Here is a 19,341-nt window from a genome sequence, read left to right as displayed (position 1 = left end):
CCTGACCCGGCCGGAAGGAACTGTCGATGACCGCCACCACCCCGCTGTCCCCGCGTATCCGGGCAGGGCTGTTCCTGCTGCTGTCCTACGCCGGCGCGTGGGCGGTGGCTCTCCCGTTGTGGCGCGACCCGCGCGGGCTGTCCGCCGCCTACGCCCCGGTGCTGCTGATCGCGATCATGCTGGTGCCCACGGCCGCCGCGTGGGCGACGCACCGGCTGTCCCGCGATCGCCGTCGCTTCGTCGACGTGGTCGGGTTGCGGCCGACCGGCGTCCGGCGGTGGATCGGACCGGCGCTGGTGGCCTGGTTCGGCATGCTGGCGCTGACGGTTGCCGCGGTGCTGCTGGCGGCCGCCCTGGGCGTCTTCACCGCCGATCTCACCGACTTCTCCGGCTATATCGCAGCGCTCGGGGCGAGTGGGCCGTTGCCGGTGCCGATCTCGGTGCTGGTCTCGATCTCGTTGGTGCAGATCTTGTTCGCCCCGCTGCTGAACACGTTCCCGGCGCTGGGGGAGGAGCTGGGCTGGCGCGGTCTGCTGCGCGACACGATGGCCGAGCGACCGCGGTGGCAGGTGATCGTCGTGACCGGGGTGGCCTGGGGACTGTGGCACGCCCCGCTGCTGCTGCTCGGCTACAACTATCCGGACGTCTCGCCGGTGGCCGCGCTCGCGTTGATGGTGGTGTTCACCACCTTGCTCAGCGCGATCCTGGAGTGGTTGCGGGCCGCCGCCGGCACGGTCTGGGTGGCGGCGCTGGCCCACGGCTCGGTGAACGCCGCCGCGGGACTGGGCCTGTTGTTCTCCGACCGGGACCACCCCGTCAGCTCGGTGAGCACCGGGCTGCTGGGGTGGACCGGGTGGATCGTGATGAGTGTGGTGATCGTCGTGCTGGTGGCGACCCGGCGGCTGCGGCTGACAGCGACCGAGCCGCCGGCACCGCAGCCGCCGGCGTCAGTGACGGACGATCTGGACGGGGAGGCGACGGCCTGAGCCGGACTCCCAGGCCAGGCTGAGGTGCGAACGCCGCGCCATCGCCAGGCCGGCGGCGGTCGAGACGATGGCCACCATGGCACCGCAGGCGAGCAAGCTCGGCCGGGCACCGACATGGTCGATCAGCCAGCCGACCGCCGGGCTGCCGACAGCCTGTCCACCGAGCAGGACCAGGATGTAGACGCTCATCACCCGGCCGCGGACGGCCGGCGCCGTGGTCATCTGCACGAGCGAGTTGGCGCCGGTGAGGAATAGCAGGGTCAGCAGACCCGCCAGCACCAAGATGACGCCGAACAGCCACAGGGTCGGTGCCATCGACGCGACGACCAGGGTGATGCCGAGCATCGACAGCGTGGCCACCAGCACCCGGAGCCGGAGGGTCTCGCGGCGCCGCGCCGACAACAGGGCGCCGGCCAGGGCGCCGACTGCGGTGAGTGAGTTGAACAGGCTGTAGCCGCCGATGCCGGTGGAGAACTCCTGGTCGGCGAAGGCGGCCAGGATGACCGGCATGTTGAGGCCGAAGATGCCCATGGTGGCGACCAGCGCGATGGTCCACGCCACCTCGGAGGTGTTGCGGATATAGGTCAGACCTTCTCGCAGCTGGCCCCTGGCCGGGGCGCGCCGGATGGTTGGGGCCGCGATGGTCGGGCGGATGATGAACACCATCGCCACCACCAGCAGACACGACGCGGCGTTGATCAGGAACGAGTAGCCCTGGCCGACGGCGTGGATCAGCACGCCGGACAGCGCCGGACCCACCAGGCCCCCGAGCTGGAAGACCGAGGAGTTCAGGCTGACGGCGTTACGGATGTGCTGGTCGCCGACGAGCTCGGCCACGAAGACCTGTCGCGTCGGGTTGTCGACCACGGTGACGAAGCCGAGCAGCAGCGCCACACCGTAGACGTGCCAGGCCTGCACCGCACCGGTCAGCGCCAAGATGCCCAGGGTGAGTGCCATCAAGGTGGCGACCGACTGGGTGATCATCAAGATGGTGCGCTTGGGGTAGCGGTCGGCGATGACGCCGCCGACCAGGCCGAACATCAGCACGGGCAGGAACTGCAGCGCGACGGCGATGCCGACGGCGGTGACACTGCCGGTGAGCTCGAGGATCAGCCAGTCCTGGGCGATGCGCTGCATCCAGAGCCCGGTGGTGGCGATGACCTGCGACCCGAGGTAGAGCCGGTAGTTCCGGACCTCGAGGGCAGCAAGAGTCTGGGGCCACGAGCGGGTGCGGACCGGCTTGCCGGCGGGAGGGCCGGGTGGTTCGGGGGAGCGGACGGGTGGGGCAGATTCAGACACGGGATCGGACGTGACGAACCGTTCGGCTTGAGCCGCGGACACGAATGAACTCACCTGGTTCTAGGTGTTGAGGACGAGACGTCGGAGACCGACGAAGGCGGTGGTCGCGCAGCACCGGGCGACACGTCCACCCTACGGACCTGCCCCCTATTCGTCGAACATATAAGCCCTATATATTGCATTGCGAAAACCAATGACTCCCGAGGAGCACCGCACTGTGGCGGACGAGAAGAGTTTTGACCCGGTCCTGCTGCGTACGTTTCTGGCCGTGGCCAATGGATTCAGCTTCACCCGGGCGGCCGAGCAGCTCGGCCTGAGCCAGCCGACGGTGTCGCAGCACGTACGCCGGCTCGAGGAGGCCGCCGGCCGCCAGCTGATTCGCCGCGACACCCGCTCGGTGTCGCTGACCGACAACGGGGAGGCGATGGCCGGCTTCGCCCGCGCCATCCTCGCGGCCAACGACGAGGCGGTGTCGTACTTCACCGGCTCGGCGATGAGTGGCCGGCTCCGGTTCGGTGCGGCTGATGAGCTGGCACTGAGTGAGCTGCCCACCATCTTGCGGGAGTTCCGCCAGCTCTACCCGCGGATCAACCTGGAGCTGACGGTGACCCAGAGCGGCGTACTCAACCGGCGGCTGATGGCCAACCACCTGGACCTGATCTTCATCAACCAGGAGGCCGACCTCGGCCGGGGTCGGCTGGTGCGTCGGGACCGGCTGGTGTGGGTCGGGCTGGAGCGGACCCAGCTCGACCCGGGCTCGCCGGTGCCGCTGATCACCTACCACGCGCCCAGCTGGGGCCGCTCGACGGCGATCACCGCCTTGGAGAGCCTGCACCGCACCTGGCGCATCACCTGCAACACCCGCGAGATCAACGGCGTGCTGGCCGCGACCCGGGCCGGGATCGGGATCTGCGTGCTGGCCCAGAGCCGGGTCCCCGGTGACCTCCGCAACCTCTCGGGCCGCTTCGAGCTGCCACCGTTGCCGGATGTGGAGATGGTGCTGATCGCCAACCCCCGGTCGTCTCGGGAGCCGGTCGAGGCGCTGAGCAAGGCGATCACCAACCTGCCGCTGGCCCCGATGCGGCCCTGAGCGACATCGAGTGTGGGCCAACCTGGTTGGGCAGCCGGTGCCGACGGGCTACGCTGGGCGCGCCTGGGTCACAGGCATAGATCAAGTGAGGTTTCAGTGCCTGTTGGCAAAGTGCGGTTCTACGACGCAGAGAAGGGCTTCGGCTTCCTGACGAAGGACGACGGCGGCGACGTCTACGTCCGCGCGAACGCGCTGCCGGCCGGCGTGGCTGCGCTGAAGGCCGGCCAGCGGGTCGACTTCGACGTCATCGAGGGACGCAAGGGCGAGCAGGCCTGGTCGGTACGGCTGGTCGAAGCGCCGCCGTCGCTGTCCAAGGCCCAGCGCAAGTCGGCCGACCAGATGGCGATCATCGTCGAGGACCTGATCAAGATGCTCGACGGCATCGGCAACGGCTACCGTCGCGGTCGGCACCCCGACGCCAAGGTGGGCGCCAAGGTCGCGACCGTGCTCCGCGCCGTGGCCGACGAGCTCGAGCTCTGAGGTCGGCCTCCGTCGTTCGACGGGTTCGCCCCGTCCCGCCCCGACTGCCAGAATGAGAATCATGGTCACCCCCGCAGTTCGAAAGTCCCTGAAGGCCGACGCCGTCGCGGCCGCCGCGGTCGACCTCGCGCGCGCCGCCGCGGTCGAGACCGCCGGTGCGATGGGCGTGGGGGAGCACCTCGGGATCGTCGCCGAGGACGACCGCGTCGTCACCCATCTGTTCGCCTGCCCCCACATCGGCTACCAGGGCTGGCGCTGGTCGGTCACCCTGGTGCGAGCCGCGCGGGCGAAGGTGCCGACGATCAACGAGGTCGTCCTGCTCCCCAGCGACGAGGCTCTGCAGCCGCCGGCCTGGATCCCGTGGGCTGACCGGATCGAGCCGGGCGACGTCACGCCCGGACTCTTGATGCCGAGCCCGGACGACGACCCGCGGCTGGAACCCGGTTACACCGGTGGCGAGGATGCGGCCGACCCCGATCCCGCCGAGGCGAGCCAGATCCGCGCCGTGGTGGCCGAGCTGGGACTCGGTCGAGAGCGGGTCCTGACCCAGCTCGGGCGGGATGAGGCGGCCGAGCGATGGCTCGCCGGCGATGGCGGTCCGGACAACCAGATGACCAAGATGGCCCCCGACACCTGTGTGAACTGCGGCTTCTTCGTACGCCTCCGCGGTGACCTGGGCGGCCTGTTCGGCGCCTGCACGAACGCGTACTCGGCCTCGGACGGCTCGGTGGTCAGCCTGGACCACGGCTGTGGCGCGCACTCCAACGTCGTCTCCGACCCCCGGGCCGCCGAGCTGCCCGCTCCGGCCTGGGACACCTTCGACTGGGACGAGGCCGGCTCACTCTTCGACTGAGCTCTCGTCACTGCAACGACAGATGGCCGGTCCCTCTCTCGAGGGGCCGGCCATCTGTCGTCTAGAGTCCTTGCTCAGCTCCGGCGAGGACTGCGCGTCCGGCGGGTGTGGATCAGCAGTCCGCCGCCACCCGCCAGCAGCAGCAGCGCGGCCACGCCGAGGACTGACGTGAGACCACCGGCGCCGGTGTCGGCCAGCTCTCCGCCGCCCGCACCGTTGTCGCCCGAACCACCGTTGTCCCCCGAACCACCGTTGTCACCGGAACCGTTGTCACCCAAGACCGCACCCAGCGTGCTCGAGGAACTCGCTGTGGCGGTGCCGGAACGGCTGCTGCTGGCCGAGGCGGACGGCGCTCGGGTACTGCTGGCCGAGGCATCCGTCGCAGTCGGCGCCGGTGCACCAGGCCCGTCGGTCGGACCGGCGGTGGAGGTAGGGCCGGCGGTCGGGACACCCGGAGTGGAGGGCGCTGAGCTTGATGGTGCGGGGCTTGACGGTGCGGGGCTTGACGGTGCGGGCGAGGAGGGTGCAGTCGACGGTCCCGGAGAGGACGGCGCTGAGGCTGATGGGCTGGCCGACGGCGTCGCAGCCAGGTTGCAAGCGGACCTGGTGAACACGTTGTTCTGCAGGCTGACCTGTCCGTTGCGGGCGAGGGCCCGGCCGTCGATGGTGGTGCCGGTGTTGACCGAGATCGAGGTCAGGGCCATGACGGTGCCGGCGAAGGCGCCGCCGGTGTCGATCACAGCCGAGGCGCCCACCTGCCAATAGACGTTGCAGGCCTGGGCGCCACGCGTGAACGCCACCGTGGAGGTGGTGCCGATGTTCAGATCCGAGGCGACCTGGAAGATGAAGACGGCGTTGTTGTCGCCCTCGCCGTCCAACGTCACCGTGCCGTTGAGAGCGAGGGTGCTGGTGGACTTGTAGACGCCACCGACCAGCGTTCGCCCGACCAGGTCGCCCGAGACGGTTTCGGTCGGTGCCCGCCCGGCTGCGTCGTCGTAGGCGATGACCAGGTCAGACTGCGCCTGCAGAGCTTCCGCGTCGCCGGCGTGGCTGGTCCCCCGCGTGACGCCGGGCGGGAAGCCGGTGATGGCGCTTCCGGGGCTGACGCCGACGTTGTTCGACAAGTCGCTGTTCCCGGTATTGGTGACGGTGGTCCCGGCCAGCACGGAGTAGTCGCCCGCGGTCGCCAGGCCCACCCGCGCCTCGGCCCCGTACGCTCGGGACGGCACCGTGATGGCGACAGCGACGAGCATGGCCGCCAGGAGTGCCGCAAGCAGGATCAGGGCGGGGGTACGCCCGGCCAGCCGTGCAGCGGAAGAGTCGTTCGGGGCGGAGCCGTTAAGCGGGGCGGGGCTGGTCATGCAGTCCTCCAAGGGCGCGATGCCGCCCCCGCGACAGATATTCGGGCTGGAAGGGCCCGATCCGTGATGTGCTCGTTAGTCAGGGCTGAGGGTAGACCTACCACCCCCGTTTCGACTAATCGCCCGACGATCCCCTGGGCCGAGGCGGCCGGCGGCCCAGGATGAGGTGCTCCGAGGCCGCCGATCGCTCCTGCCGGCTCAGCGCTTGCGCGTCACCTGGACCACGCTCGGCCGCGGACCTCGCCAGGCGCCACGCCGCGCCTTGGCGCCTTCGCTGACGTAGTCGGGGAAGAACGACACCTGCTCCTCCCAGCTGCCGTCCTCGCCCGGGTGCTGGACGGAGACGAAGACCGACTCGTCCTTGTCGTGGATGATCGGCCCGCAGGTCTCGGCCTGGACCGGCACCGCCAGGAACTGGACCAGGTGCCCGCGCTCCTTGCCCTTCAGCGGAACCCGGAAGAGCCCGTCTGCCTTCTTGATGGAGCTCGGCTGGCCGTCGGTGGAGATCCACAGGTTGCCGACCGAGTCGAAGGCCACGTTGTCGGGGCAGGAGATCGGCGCCACCGGTCCGGTCCAGCCGCCGAAATAGGTCCCGGCCTGCTTCTCGTCACCGCAGACCAGGAACAGGTCCCAGCTGAACCGGGTGGCATCTGCGGCATTGCCGCGCTCGGTCAGCTCGATGACGTGACCGTTCTTGTTGACCGAGCGGGGGTTGGCGGCGTCCGTGCCGGGCTTGCCGGTGGTGCCACGCGCGTCGTTGTTCGTGCAGGCGATGTAGACCTTGCCGGTCACCGGGCTCGGCTCGACATCCTCGCACCGGTCCATCGGGGTCGCCTTGACCTTGTCAGCGGCCAGCCGGGTGAAGACCAGCACTTCTTCGGTGGTCATGCCGGGGACCACTGACCTGCCGTTCTTGGTCAGGGCGATCCACTCGCCGCCACCCAGGTTGGCGTTGTCGCCGTGCTGCTCGCCGGAGAACCGGGCGACGTAGAGGTCGCCCTCGGTGAGCAGGTCGAGGTTGGAGCGGCGGGCCGCAGCCGAGTTGCCCGGGCGGAACTTCTTCTTGGCCACGAACTTGTACAGGTAGTCGAACTTCTCGTCATCACCCATGTAGGCCGCGACGGTGCCGTCGGCGTCGACGCGGATGTTGGCGCCCTCGTGCTTGAACCGCCCCATCGCGGTGTGCTTGCGCGGCACCGAGGTCGGGTCGCTGGGGTCGATCTCGACGATGTAGCCGAACCGGTGCGGCTCGTTGGCGTAGCCGGGCTGGGTGGCGTCGAAGCGGTCCTCGATCTGCTCCCAGCCGTAGACGCTCGGAGTGTTGGTCAAGCCGTACCGCTTGCTGCCCACGGCGGCGGGGTCGGCCTTGAAGTAGCCGTTGAAGTTCTCCTCGCCCGAGAGGATCGTGCCCCACGGGGTGGTGCCGCCGGCACAGTTGCCGATCGTGCCCAGCACCCGGCGACCGCTCGGGTCGGCCGCCGTACGAAGCAGCTCGCTGCCGGCGGCCGGTCCGGTCAGCCGGAACGGGGTGTACGCGGTGATGCGCCGGTTGAGCCGGGCGCCACGGATGTACTTCCAGGGCCGGCCGCGGCCCGGACGCTCCAGCTCGACGACGCTGAAGCCGTGGGCGGCCATCAAGGTACGCAGCACCGCGGCCTCCTCGGCGGCGGACGCGGTGGGCGGGAACATGATGTCGCGGTTGGTGTACTCGTGGTTGCAGCACAGGAGGGCCCGGCGGCCTCGGCGGTCGGTGACGAGGATGTCGAGGTAGTCGTTGTTGTAGCCGAACTGGAGCTCCTGCGCCTCCGGATCGGGCTGCTCGGGGTCGAAGGCCGGCGAGTTGAAGAACAGCGGGTCGCCCCAGCGCAGGATCGGCGTCCACGAGAACCCCCGCGGCACGGTGAGGGCGTCCTTGGTGGCGGGGACCGAGGAGATTGGGGTGAACGAGAAGGCGTTCGGGCCAGAACCGTGGCCGCGGTCGGCGCCGCTGCCGACGGCGACAGCCTCCTCGGGCAGCAGCGAGGGAACGGCTGCGGTGACGGCGAGCGCGCCACCTGCCGCGAGCAGCGAACGCCGGCTCAGCCGGGCGCTGGCCACGTCGCGGAAGGACGGTTCGGTGCTCTCGTTGGGCACAGCGCGCGAACAGGCGCTGTCGCACTTGAGGTGGCAGGTGACCGCACTGCGGTTGCCGTGGGTCTGTGCCAGCATGGGCAACATCTTCATCTGGTCTGTGTCTCCTTGGCGGGCGAGCCGCAGGTCGGGGTAGCTGACATCTGGAGACTCCAGAGCCGCGGTGAACCCGGCGCGCCGCCGAGGTGAGCAGCGGGTGAACTCTGACCGGAGGTTCGGCGCCACCCGCGGTCAGGGGAGGATGGCTCTATGGCCGGGGACAAGACGACGAGCAGACGGGTGCAGCGGGCCCGCAAGCGCAGCGCCGCAGACGAGGTCCGGCTGCTGGTGGAGTCGTACGTCGCCGTGGGCGCCGACGAGGACGTGCAGCGGGTGATCACCGCCGTCCACCGGCTGTCCCGCCGGCTCAACCAGTGGTACGACGAGCAGCTGGCCGAGCTGAACATCACCGCGGGGGAGTGGGCGGTGCTGAGCGAGCTGGCCCGCAGCGAGGGCGAGCCGTGCACCCCCGGCCAGCTGGCCAGCGCGGTCAGCGTGGCGCCGTCCTCGATGACCCATCGGCTGGACCGGATGGCTGAGCGCGGCTGGATCACCCGGGAGGCCGACGTGAACAACCGGACCCGGGTGCTGGTGCGGTTGGCCGACCCCGGCTGGCAGCTGTTCGCCACCGCGATCCGCGAGTCGAACCTGGTCGAGTCCGAGGTGCTCGGCGGCCTGTCAGGCTCGCAGGTTCAGCAGTTGGCCGGGCTGCTGGAGCAGACCCTGGCTGGGCTCGACGACGCCGATCTCTAGACCTGCGGCCGGCTCAGTCGCGATTCCACAGCCCGGCCCGACGACGGCGCCGCCGGTTCCAGCAGTAGAGCAGGCCGAACAGCCCCAGGACGAAACCCGCCACGCAGACACCGAGCCACCAGCCGTTGCCGTGTTCCTCCAGATCAGCGTGGAAGAGGCCCGCCAGCACCGCGGCGATGCCGAACAGCGAGGTGCCGACGGTGACCACGCCCAGGCCGTCCACGTCCAGCGGTGCCACCGGCGCCTGGACCAGAAAGTGGTGCTCCGGCGGGTTCGGCGAGACGGGGGGCGACGTGGTCACGCGTTCACTCTACGATGCCGCCATGGTGACCCGATCCCCCCGCGCTGCAGATGCCCGTGCCGACGACCGTTCCCGGGTCGGTCGGCTGGATGACTGGTTCCAGGTCACGGCCCGCGGGTCCACCTGGGGCCGTGAGGTTCGTGGCGGCGTGGTGACTTTCTTCACCATGGCGTACATCCTCGCGCTGAACCCGCTGATCATCGGGACCGCCGCCGACGGCCAGGGCAACCTGCTCGGCGGTCTGCCGTACCTGGACGGTGCCGGCGCGGTGATCGGGGCCAACGTCGACCGATCGATCACGATGGTGGCGGCCGCCACCGCGCTGGTCGCCGGGGTGATGACCATCCTGATGGGCGTCGTCGGCCGCTTCCCGATCGGGATCGCCACCGGGCTGGGTCTGAACGCGCTGCTGGCCTTCACCATCGCCCCGAAGATGACCTGGCCGCAGGCCATGGGTCTGGTGGTGATCGAGGGCATCGTCATCGCGCTGCTGGTGCTGACCGGCTTCCGGACCGCTGTGTTCAAGGCGGTACCCCGGTCGCTGCGGACCGGTATCTCGGTCGGCATCGGGTTGTTCATCGCCTTCGTCGGGCTGGTCGACGGCGGGATCGTCCGCAAACCGGCCGGCTCCCCGCCGGTCGAGCTCGGCATCGGCGGCTCACTGCTCGGCTGGCCGATGCTCGTCTTCGTGCTGGGTCTGTTCGGTGTGGCTGTGCTCTATGCCAAGCGGGTCAAGGGCGCGATGCTCATCTCCATCCTGGCCACCACGGTCGTGGCCGTGGTGATCGAGGCGTTCGCGCACCTCGGTCCGAAGGTCGGCGACACCAACCCGACGGGGTGGGTGCTCAACGTGCCGGAGCTGAACCGGGTGTTCTCGCTGCCGGATCTGAGCCTGATCGGCGACGTGAGCGTGTTCGGCGCGTTCGGCGCGGCCGGCAGCCTGGGTGCGGCTCTGCCGCTGGTGCTGCTCATCTTCGCGCTGCTGCTGGCTGACTTCTTCGACACCATGGGCACCGTCGTGGCGGTCGGCGCCGAGGGTGAGCTGCTGGACGAGCGCGGCAACCCGCCGCACGTCACCTCGATCCTGATGGTGGACTCGCTGGCCGCGGCGGCCGGCGGAGTCGGCTCGGTCTCGTCCAATACGGCCTACATCGAGTCGGCGGCCGGCGTGGGCGAGGGTGCGCGTACCGGCTTCGCGTCGGTGGTCACCGGCATCGGCTTCCTGCTGGCGATGTTCTTCGCCCCGCTCATCAACATCGTCCCGTCCGAGGCCGCCACCCCGGCGCTGGTGTTCGTGGGGTTCTTGATGATGAGCCAGGTCACCAAGGTCAACTGGGACGACATCGAAGAAGGGCTGCCCGCCTTCCTGACGATGGTGCTGATGCCCTTCACCTTCTCCATCACCGCCGGCATCGGGGCCGGGTTCTTGATGTACGTGGTGCTCAAGCTGGTCCGCGGCAAGGCTCGCGAGGTGCACCCGCTGATGTACGTGGTCGCCGCGCTCTTCGTCATCTACTTCACCCAGGGCCTGCTGGGTCGCCTGGTGGGTTAATCGCATAGCGGGGGTAGTTAGCAGTTGTAATTAGCATTGCTAACGATTATCCTGGGTGCAGTGAATAACCGCGACCTCAGAACCCATGCCGGCCTGGCCAGCGCCTTGCGCCCGGCGGTCCTGCGGTTGGCCCGCCGGCTGCGGCAGGTGCGTGATGACTCGCTGGAGCTGACCACCAACCAGCTCTCGGCGATGTCGGTGCTGCTCAACCACGGCGACTTGCTGATGGGCGAGCTGGCTGCACTGGAGAAGGTCCAGCCACCGTCGATGACCCGGATCGTGAACGGTCTCGAGGAACGCGGATACGTGGTCCGCACTGCGGAGCAGAAGGACCGGCGCCAGTCCGTCGTCGCCCTGACCGCCTCCGGTCAGCAGGTGCTGCTGGCCAACCGGCGTCGGCGCGACGAGTGGCTGGCGCTGCGGATCGCCGAACTGGAACCCGAGGAACGTGAGGTGCTGCGTAAGGCAATCAGCATCTTGGAAAAGGTGAATCACGCGTGAGTGTCGAGGCAACGACGCATCAGCAGAACAAACTCAAAGCGACAACCGAGCACGAGAATACGAACGAGCCCCAGGACAGCGGCAAGACCGGCATGTTCGCCGCCCTGAGCAGCCCCAACTACCGCATCTACGTCTCCGGATCCTTCGTCTCCAATATCGGCACCTGGATGCAGCGGGTGGCGCAGGACTGGCTGGTGCTGGAGCTCTCCGGCGGGTCAGGGCTCGCGGTCGGCATCACCACCGCGCTGCAGTTCCTGCCGATGTTGTTGCTGTCGGCCTACGGCGGCCTGATCGCCGACCGGTTCGACAAGCGGCTGATCCTCAAGGTGACCCAGATCTGGATGGCGCTGTGTGCCGCCGGCTTGGGCGTACTGGCCATCACCGGGGCTGCCCTCACCTGGCACGTCTATCTGATCGCGTTCCTGTTCGGCCTGGCCACCGCCTTCGACAACCCGGCCCGGCAGACCTTCGTCTCCGAGGTCGTCGGCTCCCGGCTGCTGCCGAACGCCATCGCGCTCAACTCGGCCACCTTCCACGCCGCCCGGATGGTCGGACCGGCGCTGGCCGGTCTGGTCATCGCCCGGTTCGGCACCGGCTGGGCCATCTTGTCCAACGCCGCCACCTACGCAGCCTTTTTCGCGGTGCTGATCCTGATCGACGCCGGCCGGCTGCAGATCACCGAACCGGCGGCCCGGGCCAAGCACCAGATCCGCGAGGGCTTCGCGTACGTCCGCAGCCGCAGTGACATCTTGCTAGTGATGTGCGTGGCTTTCTGCGTCGGCACCTTCGGGATGAACTTCCAGATGACCTCGGCGCTGATGGCCCAGCAGGAGTTCCACAAGGGCGCCCAGGAGTACGGCATCCTCGGTACCTTCATGGCGGTCGGCTCGCTGGCCGGTGCGCTGCTGGCGGCTCGCCGCAAGCGGGCCCCGCGCGTCCGCTTCATCGTCCAGATGGCGCTGCTGTTCGGGGTGATCGAGATCGCCGCCGGGCTGATGCCCACCTACACCTGGTTCGCCGCGATCCTGCCCATCCTCGGGCTGGCGGCCCTGCTGACCCTGACCGCGTCCAACGCCGTGATCCAGCTCGGCGTCGACCCGCAGCTGCGCGGTCGGGTGATGGCGCTCTACGGCATGGTGCTGATGGGCGGCACCCCGATCGGCTCGCCCATCTTGGGCTGGGTCGGCGAGGTGCTCGGTCCGCGCTGGACGCTGATCGGCGGCGGCGGTCTGACCGTGCTCGGCGTGGCGTTGTCGGCGGCCTTCCTCGCCCGGCGCCAGCACCTGCAGATCCTGCCGGCGATCCACCCCAAGCCGCACTTCGAGGTCCATCGCCGCGCGGCCTGAGCCGGCGGCACCCGCGCGGTGCCGCGCATCCACGGACTGGTCGGCCGTTTCGGAGCCGGAACGATGTGCCGATAGCCTCACCCCATGTTCGCGAAGGTGCTGGTCGCAAATAGAGGTGAGATCGCCGTCCGTGCGTTCCGCGCAGCCTATGAGCTGGGCGCGCAGACGGTCGCTGTCTACCCGTATGAGGATCGCAACGCGGTCCACCGGATCAAGGCCGACGAGGCGTACCTGATCGGGGAGCGGGGGCACCCGGTCAGGGCGTACCTCGATGTGGCGGAGATCATCCGCGCGGCCCGGGAGTGCGGTGCCGATGCGGTCTACCCCGGCTACGGCTTCCTCAGCGAGAACCCCGACCTGGCGCGCGCCTGTGCCGAGGCCGGCATCACCTTCATCGGCCCGCCGGCGGACGTGCTCGAGCTGGCCGGCAACAAGGTCCGCGCCCTCGGTGCGGCCAAGGCGGCCGGCATCCCCACGCTGAAGTCGACCCAGCCGTCCGCGGACATCGACACGCTGGTGGCGGGCGCCGAGGAGATCGGCTTCCCGGTCTTCGTCAAGGCGGTCGCCGGGGGCGGTGGCCGCGGCATGCGCCGGGTCGGCGAGCCCTCCGCGCTGCGTGAGGCGCTGTCCCAGGCGATGCGGGAGGCCGAGGGCGCCTTCGGCGACCCGACCGTCTTCATCGAGCAGGCCGTCGGCCGGCCGCGCCACATCGAGGTGCAGATCCTGGCCGACGGCGCCGGCAACGTGATCCACCTCTTCGAGCGGGACTGCTCCATCCAGCGCCGGCACCAGAAGGTCATCGAGATCGCCCCGGCGCCCAATATCACCGCCGAGCTGCGCGAGGCGCTCTGCTCCGACGCGGTGAAGTTCGCCCAGTCGCTGAACTACTCCTGCGCCGGCACGGTGGAGTTCCTGGTCGAGACCGAGGGCCCCCGCGCGGGCCAGCACGTCTTCATCGAGATGAACCCCCGGATCCAGGTGGAGCACACGGTCACCGAGGAGATCACCGACGTCGACCTGGTGCAGGCGCAGATGCGGATCGCCAGCGGCGAGACGCTGGCCGACCTCGGCCTGAGCCAGGACGACATCCGGATCAACGGTGCGGCGCTGCAGTGCCGGATCACCACCGAGGACCCCACCAACGGCTTCCGCCCCGACACCGGAACCATCACCGCGTACCGCTCGGCCGGCGGCGCCGGCGTCCGCCTCGACGGCGGCACCGCCGACACCGGGGTGGAGATCAGCGCGCACTTCGACTCGATGCTGGTCAAGCTCACCTGCCGCGGGCGTACGTTCCCGGCCGCGGTGGCGCGCGCCCGGCGTGCGCTGGCGGAGTTCCGGATCCGCGGCGTCAGCACGAACATCCCGTTCCTGCAGTCGGTGCTGGAGGACCCCGATTTCATCGTCGGTGACATCTCCACCGCCTTCATCGAGCAGCGCCCGGGCCTGCTCACCACCCACGCGCCCGCCGACCGCGGCACCCGGTTGCTGCGCTGGCTGGCCGAGGTCACCGTCAACAAGCCCAACGGCGAGGCCCCGACCTTCCTCGACCCCGGCGACAAGCGCCCGGCCGGGATCGACCTGAGCCAGCGCTCGCCCGGCGGCTCCCGGCAGCGGTTGCTCGAGCTCGGGCCGGCCGGCTTCGCCGCCGACCTGCGCAACCGGACGTCGGTCGAGGTCACCGACACCACCTTCCGCGACGCCCACCAGTCGCTGCTCGCCACCCGGGTCCGGACCAAGGACCTGCTCCGGATCGCCCCGTACGTGGGCCGGATGACACCGGAGCTGTTCTCGGTCGAGTGCTGGGGTGGGGCGACCTACGACGTGGCCCTGCGCTTCCTCAACGAGGACCCGTGGGAGCGGCTGGCCGCGCTGCGCTACAACATGCCCGGTCTGGCTCTGCAGATGCTGCTCCGTGGTCGCAACACGGTGGGCTACACCCCGTATCCGACCAAGGTGACGACGTCGTTCGTGGCCGAGGCGGCCGAGGTCGGCATCGATATCTTCCGCATCTTCGACGCCCTCAACGACGTGGAGCAGATGCGCCCGGCGATCGAGGCGGTCCGCGAGACCAACACCACGGTGGCCGAGGTGGCGCTGTGTTACAGCGGCGACCTGACCAACCCCGGCGAGGACCTCTACACCCTCGACTACTACCTGCGGCTGGCCGAGAAGATGGTCGACGCCGGCGCACACATCCTGGCCATCAAGGACATGGCCGGGCTGCTCCGACCGCCGGCCGCCGCGACCCTGGTGACCGCGCTGCGCAGCAACTTCGACCTGCCGGTGCACCTGCACACCCACGACACCGCCGGTGGCCAGCTGGCCACCCTGATGTCGGCGATCAACGCCGGCGTCGACGCGGTCGACGTGGCCAGTGCGCCGATGGCCTCCACCACCAGCCAGCCGCCGGCCTCGGCCCTGGTGGCGGCGCTGGAGAACACGGACCGGGCCACCAACTTGGACCTGCGGTCCGTGATGGACCTGGAGCCGTACTGGGAGGCGATGCGCAAGGTGTACGCCCCGTTCGAGTCCGGGCTGCCCAGCCCGACCGGCCGGGTCTACGACCACGAGATCCCCGGCGGACAGCTCTCCAACCTGCGGCAGCAGGCGATCGCGCTGGGCCTGGGGGAGAAGTTCGAGCAGATCGAGGCGATGTACACCGCCGCGAACGCGATCCTCGGCCGGCCGACGAAGGTCACCCCGTCGTCCAAGGTGGTCGGCGACCTCGCCCTGCACCTGGTCGCCGTCGGCGCCGACCCGGCCGACTTCGCCGAGAATCCCTCCAGCTATGACATCCCCGACTCCGTCATCGGGTTCCTCGCCGGCGAGCTGGGCGAGCCGCCCGGCGGTTGGCCCGAGCCGTTCCGCTCCAAGGCGCTCAAGGGCCGCAAGGTCCCGATCCGCGAGGAGACGTTGTCCGAGGAAGACTCCGCCGCCCTCGACCACAAGGGCCGTCCCCGACAGGAGACCCTCAACCGGCTGCTCTTCCCGGGGCCGACGAAGGACTTCGAGGCCGCCCGCAGCGCCTATGGCGACGTCGGCCGGCTCAACACCATCGACTATCTCTACGGTCTGCGGCCCGGTGACGAGCACGTGGTGAGGATCGGTCGCGGTGTCAGCCTGATCATGGGGCTGGAGGCGATCGGCGAGGCGGACGAGCGTGGCATGCGGACGGTGATGTGCACCATCAACGGCCAGCTGCGTCCGATCCGGGTCCGCGACACCTCCATCAAGGTGGACGTGAAGGCGGCCGAGCGCGCCGATCCCGGCAAGCCCGGCCACGTCGGGGCGCCGTTCGCCGGCGTGGTCAGCGTGAGCGTGGCCGAGGGGGACACGGTCGAGGCCGGCGGCACCGTCGCGTCCATCGAGGCGATGAAGATGGAAGCCGCGATCACCGCCCCGGTCGGCGGCACCGTCCAGCGGCTCGCCATCGGGTCGGTCCAGCAGGTGGAGGGCGGCGACCTCGTCGTGGTGATCGACCCGTCCTGAGCCCCGGGCTCAGGACGGGCGGGTCAGCGGGGCAGCCGTACGTCGGCGTAGACCAGGTTGTGGTCCGACCCGCGGTTGGACTCCTTGACCTTGACCACGTTGGCGAACCTGCTCGCCCCGCGGATGCCCTTGACCGCGATGACGTCGAGCCGGGAGCCCATGCCCGAGGCGCTCGGCTTCACCGTGGTGGCGAGGCCGTTGGTGGTGGCGTACTGGAGGTTGACCGTGGTCTGCGCCGCGGCGGTGTCGTAGAACCCGGCGGAGATCAGCCGGTCGTGGGCGCCGTAGCCGCCCTTGTTGTTCTGCCAGACGTTGAGGTCGCCGCCGAACACGACCGGCAGCCGGCTCGGGTTCACCCGGGCGACGGCGTCGACGATGGTCTTCACCTGGTTGGCCCGCAGGGTGTCGTAGGCCTTCTCGGTCTTGGCATTGTCGCTGTGCCGGGAGTCGAGATGGGCCGAGGTCATCACGAACCGCTCGCCGGTGGCCTTGGTGGCGAACACGGCGTACGCGGCGGTCCGGCGGCTGCCGGCGGAGTCACCGCTCAGGATCGGCAGCTCGATACTGCAGGAGCCCGAGTAGCTGCGGCTGCCGGTCTTCTCCGGGCAGCTGCTGACCAGCGTCAGGTTGGTGGTGTCGTAGAGGATGCGGGCGCCCTGGGAGCCGTGGGCGACGCCGGGCGCGATGTAGGGCGTGGTCCGCACCAGCCGATAGTGCGAACCGCCCGCCTTGGCCAGCGCGGAGACCAGGTGGTCGGTCTGGCGGATCGAGCCCGTGGTGGAGAGGTCCTTGCCGTCGGCGCGGCCGGGGGAGACCTCCTGCAGCGCCACCACCTGGGCGCGGCTGTCGACGATGGTGCGCGCGACCTTGGCGGAGCGCGACAGCCAGCTGGGGTTGCCGGTGTTGGCGGAGCGGACGTTGAAGCTGGCGACCCGCAGCGCCGTCCCGGTCCGGGCCGGGGCGACCGGCTTGACCGACACCACCCGCAGGTTGGGGAATCGACGGGTGGCACTGCCGGCGGTGCCCTTGTTGGTGGCGTGCAGCCGGAAGTAGAGATGGTTGGCCGACCCGACCGGCGCGCCGGCGGCGGCGACCTGAGCCGCAGACAGGGTCACCGATCGCTTGGTCCGGCCGACCGAGAACGTCTTGGCCTGGCGACCGTGCCGGGGCAGCTTCGGGTCGGTCGTGCTGAACGAGGTGAGCGCCGTCTCCAGCTGATATCCGGTGGTGTACTTCCCATCCGACTTCCAGCTGATCGTCACCTGGCCCACCCCAGGCCCCGGCTTGGCCGAGACCGAGGTGATCTTGCTCGGCAGATGGACCTTGGTCGCGCTACGGACCGTACGTGACCAGGACGACTTCTTGCCCTTGGTGCTGACGGAGCGGACTCGCGCGTAGTAGCGGGTCGCGTTCTTCAGCTTCGGCACCGTCGCCGCGACCTTGCCGCCGGACGGCCGGTTCTTCTTGCCGCTGACCTTGGTGGTCTTGAGGCCCTTCGTGAACTTCTTGTCGGTCGCGACCTGCAGCTCGTAGCGGCTGATGCCCTTGGTCCACTTCCACTGCAGCCGCAGGCTGTCGTGGCGTACCCCGGTCTTTGGGACCACCACGAACTTGCTCGGGCCGGCAGCGGCCGACGCCTCGACCGGCGCGCCGACCACGAGCAGGACGGCGAGCAGGGCCGAGAACAGCGAAAGGGCGAGACGACGGATCACGGGAGCTCCTGCGAGACGGTGACGACTGCGGATCCCCCGTGGATCGCCGCCGGGCGTCAGCCCGGCCGGCGGAAGCAGGATAGCCCCTTCCCGGCAGTGCCGGTCCCCCCCAGTCCGGGGATGCCGGTCCCGACGGCTCGTCTCAGTGGGCCCAGAAACCGACCAGGTCGGGGACCGGGCGGCCGAGCGAGTCGGCGACCTGCGCCCACGGCACGAAGCCGTCGAGCCAGGTGACCAGCGCGGCCACCAGCTCCTGTTGTTCGGCCGTCTTCACCTGCGGCATCGCCGCGCGGTACGCCTCGGCCATGGCCAGGGCCTTCTGATGCGGGTGCCAGCCGACGGTGAGCCCCTGCACCGGCAGCAGGTTGACGCCGGTGGTTGAGTTCAGCAGGTGCCGCAGGCCGACGGCAGAGGTGACACCGCCGCGAGCCAGGGCGAAGTCGAGATCATCCAGCGACTGGGCGGTCAGGGTCATCGAGGTGGAGCCCCAGGCCAGGCCCTGCACCAGGATCTCCAGCACCCGCCAGGCGGCGCCGGCACGCTCCGGCGGGACGTACGCTCCGGCCAACAGCGTCTCGACGTCTTGGGGAACCGGCTGGGTCGGGGAGATCACCGGTGCCGCAGGCACCCGGCGGAACAGCGGCCCCAGCTTGGTCAGCAGCCCGCCTGGCTGCTGCGCCGGCGCGGCCTCCGGCGCGAGGGCCTGGGAGGCCACTTGGCGCAGGTGGTCGGCATGGCCGCCGGAGGCCCCGAAGGTGCCCCGGACCTCGTCCATGCCGATGGCATACAGACGGAGCTCACCCATGCCCCACACCGTAGCCCACCGAGGCCTCCTACGCTGGGGTCATGAACCCCCGGGTGCGCCGTGTCATCGTGTCGTCGGTGTTGGGGGTCCTGGTGCTGATCGTGCTTCTCGCCGCCGGCTGGAACTGGCTGACCTAGCCGCCCCAGACGGCGGCCGACCCGGCGTGCCCGATCCGCACCGTCTGGACGACCGCGAGGATGCCGCTCACCACGGTCACGGCGGTGCCGACCCACAACGCCAACCGGCCGCGGGCGTGGTCCCGGTCGATCAGCCGTTGCGCCAGCATCACCACCAGGGTTCCGACGCAGAGCAGGACGGCCCACACCAGCAGGTCGCCGCCGATGCTGATGTGGCGCTCCATCGCCTCCGACTTGCGGGGGAAGGTGGCGGCGAGCGACTTGCCGGCCTGCTGGGCGACGACGGTGCTGATCGCACCGGCGAAGGCGCCGGCGACCACCAGCCAGCCGTAACGGAGCCGGGCCCAGCGCAGCAGAGCGATGCCGATGCCACCGAGGGCGGCGAGCGGGACGAGGACCACGACCGCGTGCACCACGAGTGGGTGCAGCGGCAATCCGAAGATCTCCATGGTTGAAGGGTAAAGCATCTTGTCGCGTTTCCGTGGTAACGGTTTGATCGCGTAC

The 19,341-nt window shown here is 69.8% G+C and carries 16 protein-coding genes; 9 read left to right on the top strand and 7 right to left on the bottom strand.

Going from position 1 to position 19,341, the window contains the following annotated elements; all coding sequences use genetic code 11:
* The first annotated feature begins 26 nt into the window (after positions 1-26).
* Positions 27-986 (top strand): CPBP family intramembrane glutamic endopeptidase, encoded by a 960-nt coding sequence (locus AC1XX3_RS09000; RefSeq protein WP_483320748.1) that lies wholly within the window; start codon positions 27-29, stop codon positions 984-986.
* Here the strand turns inward: AC1XX3_RS09000 and AC1XX3_RS08995 are convergent.
* Positions 948-2,285, bottom strand: coding sequence for an MFS transporter (locus AC1XX3_RS08995; RefSeq protein ID WP_483320747.1), 1,338 nt, complete (start codon positions 2,283-2,285; stop codon positions 948-950). The genes AC1XX3_RS09000 and AC1XX3_RS08995 overlap by 39 nt on opposite strands.
* A gap of 217 nt (positions 2,286-2,502) precedes the next feature.
* Here AC1XX3_RS08995 and AC1XX3_RS08990 point away from each other — a divergent pair, with 217 nt between their 5' ends.
* The 3 genes from AC1XX3_RS08990 (at position 2,503) to AC1XX3_RS08980 (ending at position 4,708) form a co-directional block, all read left to right on the top strand.
* Positions 2,503-3,375 (top strand): LysR substrate-binding domain-containing protein, encoded by an 873-nt coding sequence (locus AC1XX3_RS08990; protein WP_483320746.1) that lies wholly within the window; start codon positions 2,503-2,505, stop codon positions 3,373-3,375.
* Between the two features lie 96 nt (positions 3,376-3,471).
* A complete protein-coding gene (locus AC1XX3_RS08985) occupies positions 3,472-3,855 on the top strand; it encodes a cold-shock protein (protein WP_483320745.1) in 384 nt (127 codons plus the stop codon).
* A 61-nt stretch (positions 3,856-3,916) separates the two neighbouring features.
* Positions 3,917-4,708 (top strand): DUF3027 domain-containing protein, encoded by a 792-nt coding sequence (locus AC1XX3_RS08980; protein ID WP_483320744.1) that lies wholly within the window; start codon positions 3,917-3,919, stop codon positions 4,706-4,708.
* Between the two features lie 74 nt (positions 4,709-4,782).
* On the opposite strand, the gene AC1XX3_RS08975 is transcribed toward AC1XX3_RS08980, so the two are convergent.
* Together AC1XX3_RS08975 and AC1XX3_RS08970 are read right to left on the bottom strand one after the other, a co-directional pair.
* Positions 4,783-6,069, bottom strand: a complete 1,287-nt coding sequence (locus AC1XX3_RS08975; protein WP_483320743.1) for an ice-binding family protein — start codon at positions 6,067-6,069, stop codon at positions 4,783-4,785.
* A gap of 198 nt (positions 6,070-6,267) precedes the next feature.
* Entirely contained in the window at positions 6,268-8,292 is a 2,025-nt protein-coding gene (locus AC1XX3_RS08970) for a PhoX family protein (RefSeq protein WP_483320742.1), read from the bottom strand.
* A 156-nt stretch (positions 8,293-8,448) separates the two neighbouring features.
* Between AC1XX3_RS08970 and AC1XX3_RS08965 the strand changes: the two genes are divergently transcribed.
* Positions 8,449-8,991 (top strand): MarR family winged helix-turn-helix transcriptional regulator, encoded by a 543-nt coding sequence (locus AC1XX3_RS08965; RefSeq protein WP_483320741.1) that lies wholly within the window; start codon positions 8,449-8,451, stop codon positions 8,989-8,991.
* 13 nt (positions 8,992-9,004) lie between these two features.
* Here the strand turns inward: AC1XX3_RS08965 and AC1XX3_RS08960 are convergent, their stop codons facing one another.
* Complete coding sequence (locus AC1XX3_RS08960; protein ID WP_483320740.1) at positions 9,005-9,292, bottom strand: DUF2530 domain-containing protein; 288 nt, start codon at positions 9,290-9,292, stop codon at positions 9,005-9,007.
* A gap of 22 nt (positions 9,293-9,314) precedes the next feature.
* On the opposite strand from AC1XX3_RS08960, the gene AC1XX3_RS08955 reads away from it, so the two are divergent.
* The 4 genes from AC1XX3_RS08955 to AC1XX3_RS08940 all read left to right on the top strand — a co-directional run bounded on the left by AC1XX3_RS08955 (position 9,315) and on the right by AC1XX3_RS08940 (position 16,183).
* Positions 9,315-10,844 (top strand): NCS2 family permease, encoded by a 1,530-nt coding sequence (locus AC1XX3_RS08955; RefSeq protein ID WP_483320739.1) that lies wholly within the window; start codon positions 9,315-9,317, stop codon positions 10,842-10,844.
* Between the two features lie 60 nt (positions 10,845-10,904).
* The gene (locus tag AC1XX3_RS08950) at positions 10,905-11,345 is read left to right on the top strand and encodes a MarR family winged helix-turn-helix transcriptional regulator (RefSeq protein ID WP_483320738.1); all 441 of its coding nucleotides are present in this window, start codon (positions 10,905-10,907) and stop codon (positions 11,343-11,345) included.
* Entirely contained in the window at positions 11,342-12,691 is a 1,350-nt protein-coding gene (locus AC1XX3_RS08945; protein WP_483320737.1) for an MFS transporter, read from the top strand. The genes AC1XX3_RS08950 and AC1XX3_RS08945 overlap by 4 nt, the downstream gene beginning before the upstream one ends.
* A gap of 84 nt (positions 12,692-12,775) precedes the next feature.
* Positions 12,776-16,183 carry a pyruvate carboxylase gene (locus tag AC1XX3_RS08940; protein WP_483320736.1) on the top strand — a complete coding sequence of 1,136 codons (3,408 nt, stop codon included), beginning with the start codon at positions 12,776-12,778 and terminating at the stop codon, positions 16,181-16,183.
* A 23-nt stretch (positions 16,184-16,206) separates the two neighbouring features.
* Here the strand turns inward: AC1XX3_RS08940 and AC1XX3_RS08935 are convergent, their stop codons facing one another.
* The 3 genes from AC1XX3_RS08935 to AC1XX3_RS08925 form a co-directional block, all read right to left on the bottom strand.
* Positions 16,207-17,895 carry an endonuclease/exonuclease/phosphatase family protein gene (locus AC1XX3_RS08935; protein WP_483320735.1) on the bottom strand — a complete coding sequence of 563 codons (1,689 nt, stop codon included), beginning with the start codon at positions 17,893-17,895 and terminating at the stop codon, positions 16,207-16,209.
* Between the two features lie 142 nt (positions 17,896-18,037).
* Positions 18,038-18,700, bottom strand: a complete 663-nt coding sequence (locus AC1XX3_RS08930; protein ID WP_483320734.1) for a DUF7691 family protein — start codon at positions 18,698-18,700, stop codon at positions 18,038-18,040.
* A gap of 133 nt (positions 18,701-18,833) precedes the next feature.
* Positions 18,834-19,286, bottom strand: coding sequence for a DUF2231 domain-containing protein (locus AC1XX3_RS08925; RefSeq protein WP_483320733.1), 453 nt, complete (start codon positions 19,284-19,286; stop codon positions 18,834-18,836).
* Positions 19,287-19,341: the final 55 nt, after the last annotated feature.

The sequence above is a fragment of the Microlunatus sp. M237 genome (genome assembly GCF_056896895.1).
This window is presented reverse-complemented; position numbering and strand designations above follow the sequence as displayed.

Excerpts from the sequence above, each read along its gene's own strand:
- AC1XX3_RS09000 (WP_483320748.1), top strand. The coding sequence starts at position 27 with ATGACCGCCACCACCCCGCTGTCCCCGCGTATCCGGGCAGGGCTGTTC.
- AC1XX3_RS08980 (WP_483320744.1), top strand. The coding sequence starts at position 3,917 with ATGGTCACCCCCGCAGTTCGAAAGTCCCTGAAGGCCGACGCCGTCGCG.
- AC1XX3_RS08975 (WP_483320743.1), bottom strand. The coding sequence starts at position 6,069 with ATGACCAGCCCCGCCCCGCTTAACGGCTCCGCCCCGAACGACTCTTCC.
- AC1XX3_RS08970 (WP_483320742.1), bottom strand. The coding sequence starts at position 8,292 with ATGAAGATGTTGCCCATGCTGGCACAGACCCACGGCAACCGCAGTGCG.
- AC1XX3_RS08965 (WP_483320741.1), top strand. The coding sequence starts at position 8,449 with ATGGCCGGGGACAAGACGACGAGCAGACGGGTGCAGCGGGCCCGCAAG.
- AC1XX3_RS08955 (WP_483320739.1), top strand. The coding sequence starts at position 9,315 with ATGGTGACCCGATCCCCCCGCGCTGCAGATGCCCGTGCCGACGACCGT.
- AC1XX3_RS08940 (WP_483320736.1), top strand. The coding sequence starts at position 12,776 with ATGTTCGCGAAGGTGCTGGTCGCAAATAGAGGTGAGATCGCCGTCCGT.
- AC1XX3_RS08930 (WP_483320734.1), bottom strand. The coding sequence starts at position 18,700 with ATGGGTGAGCTCCGTCTGTATGCCATCGGCATGGACGAGGTCCGGGGC.
- AC1XX3_RS08925 (WP_483320733.1), bottom strand. The coding sequence starts at position 19,286 with ATGGAGATCTTCGGATTGCCGCTGCACCCACTCGTGGTGCACGCGGTC.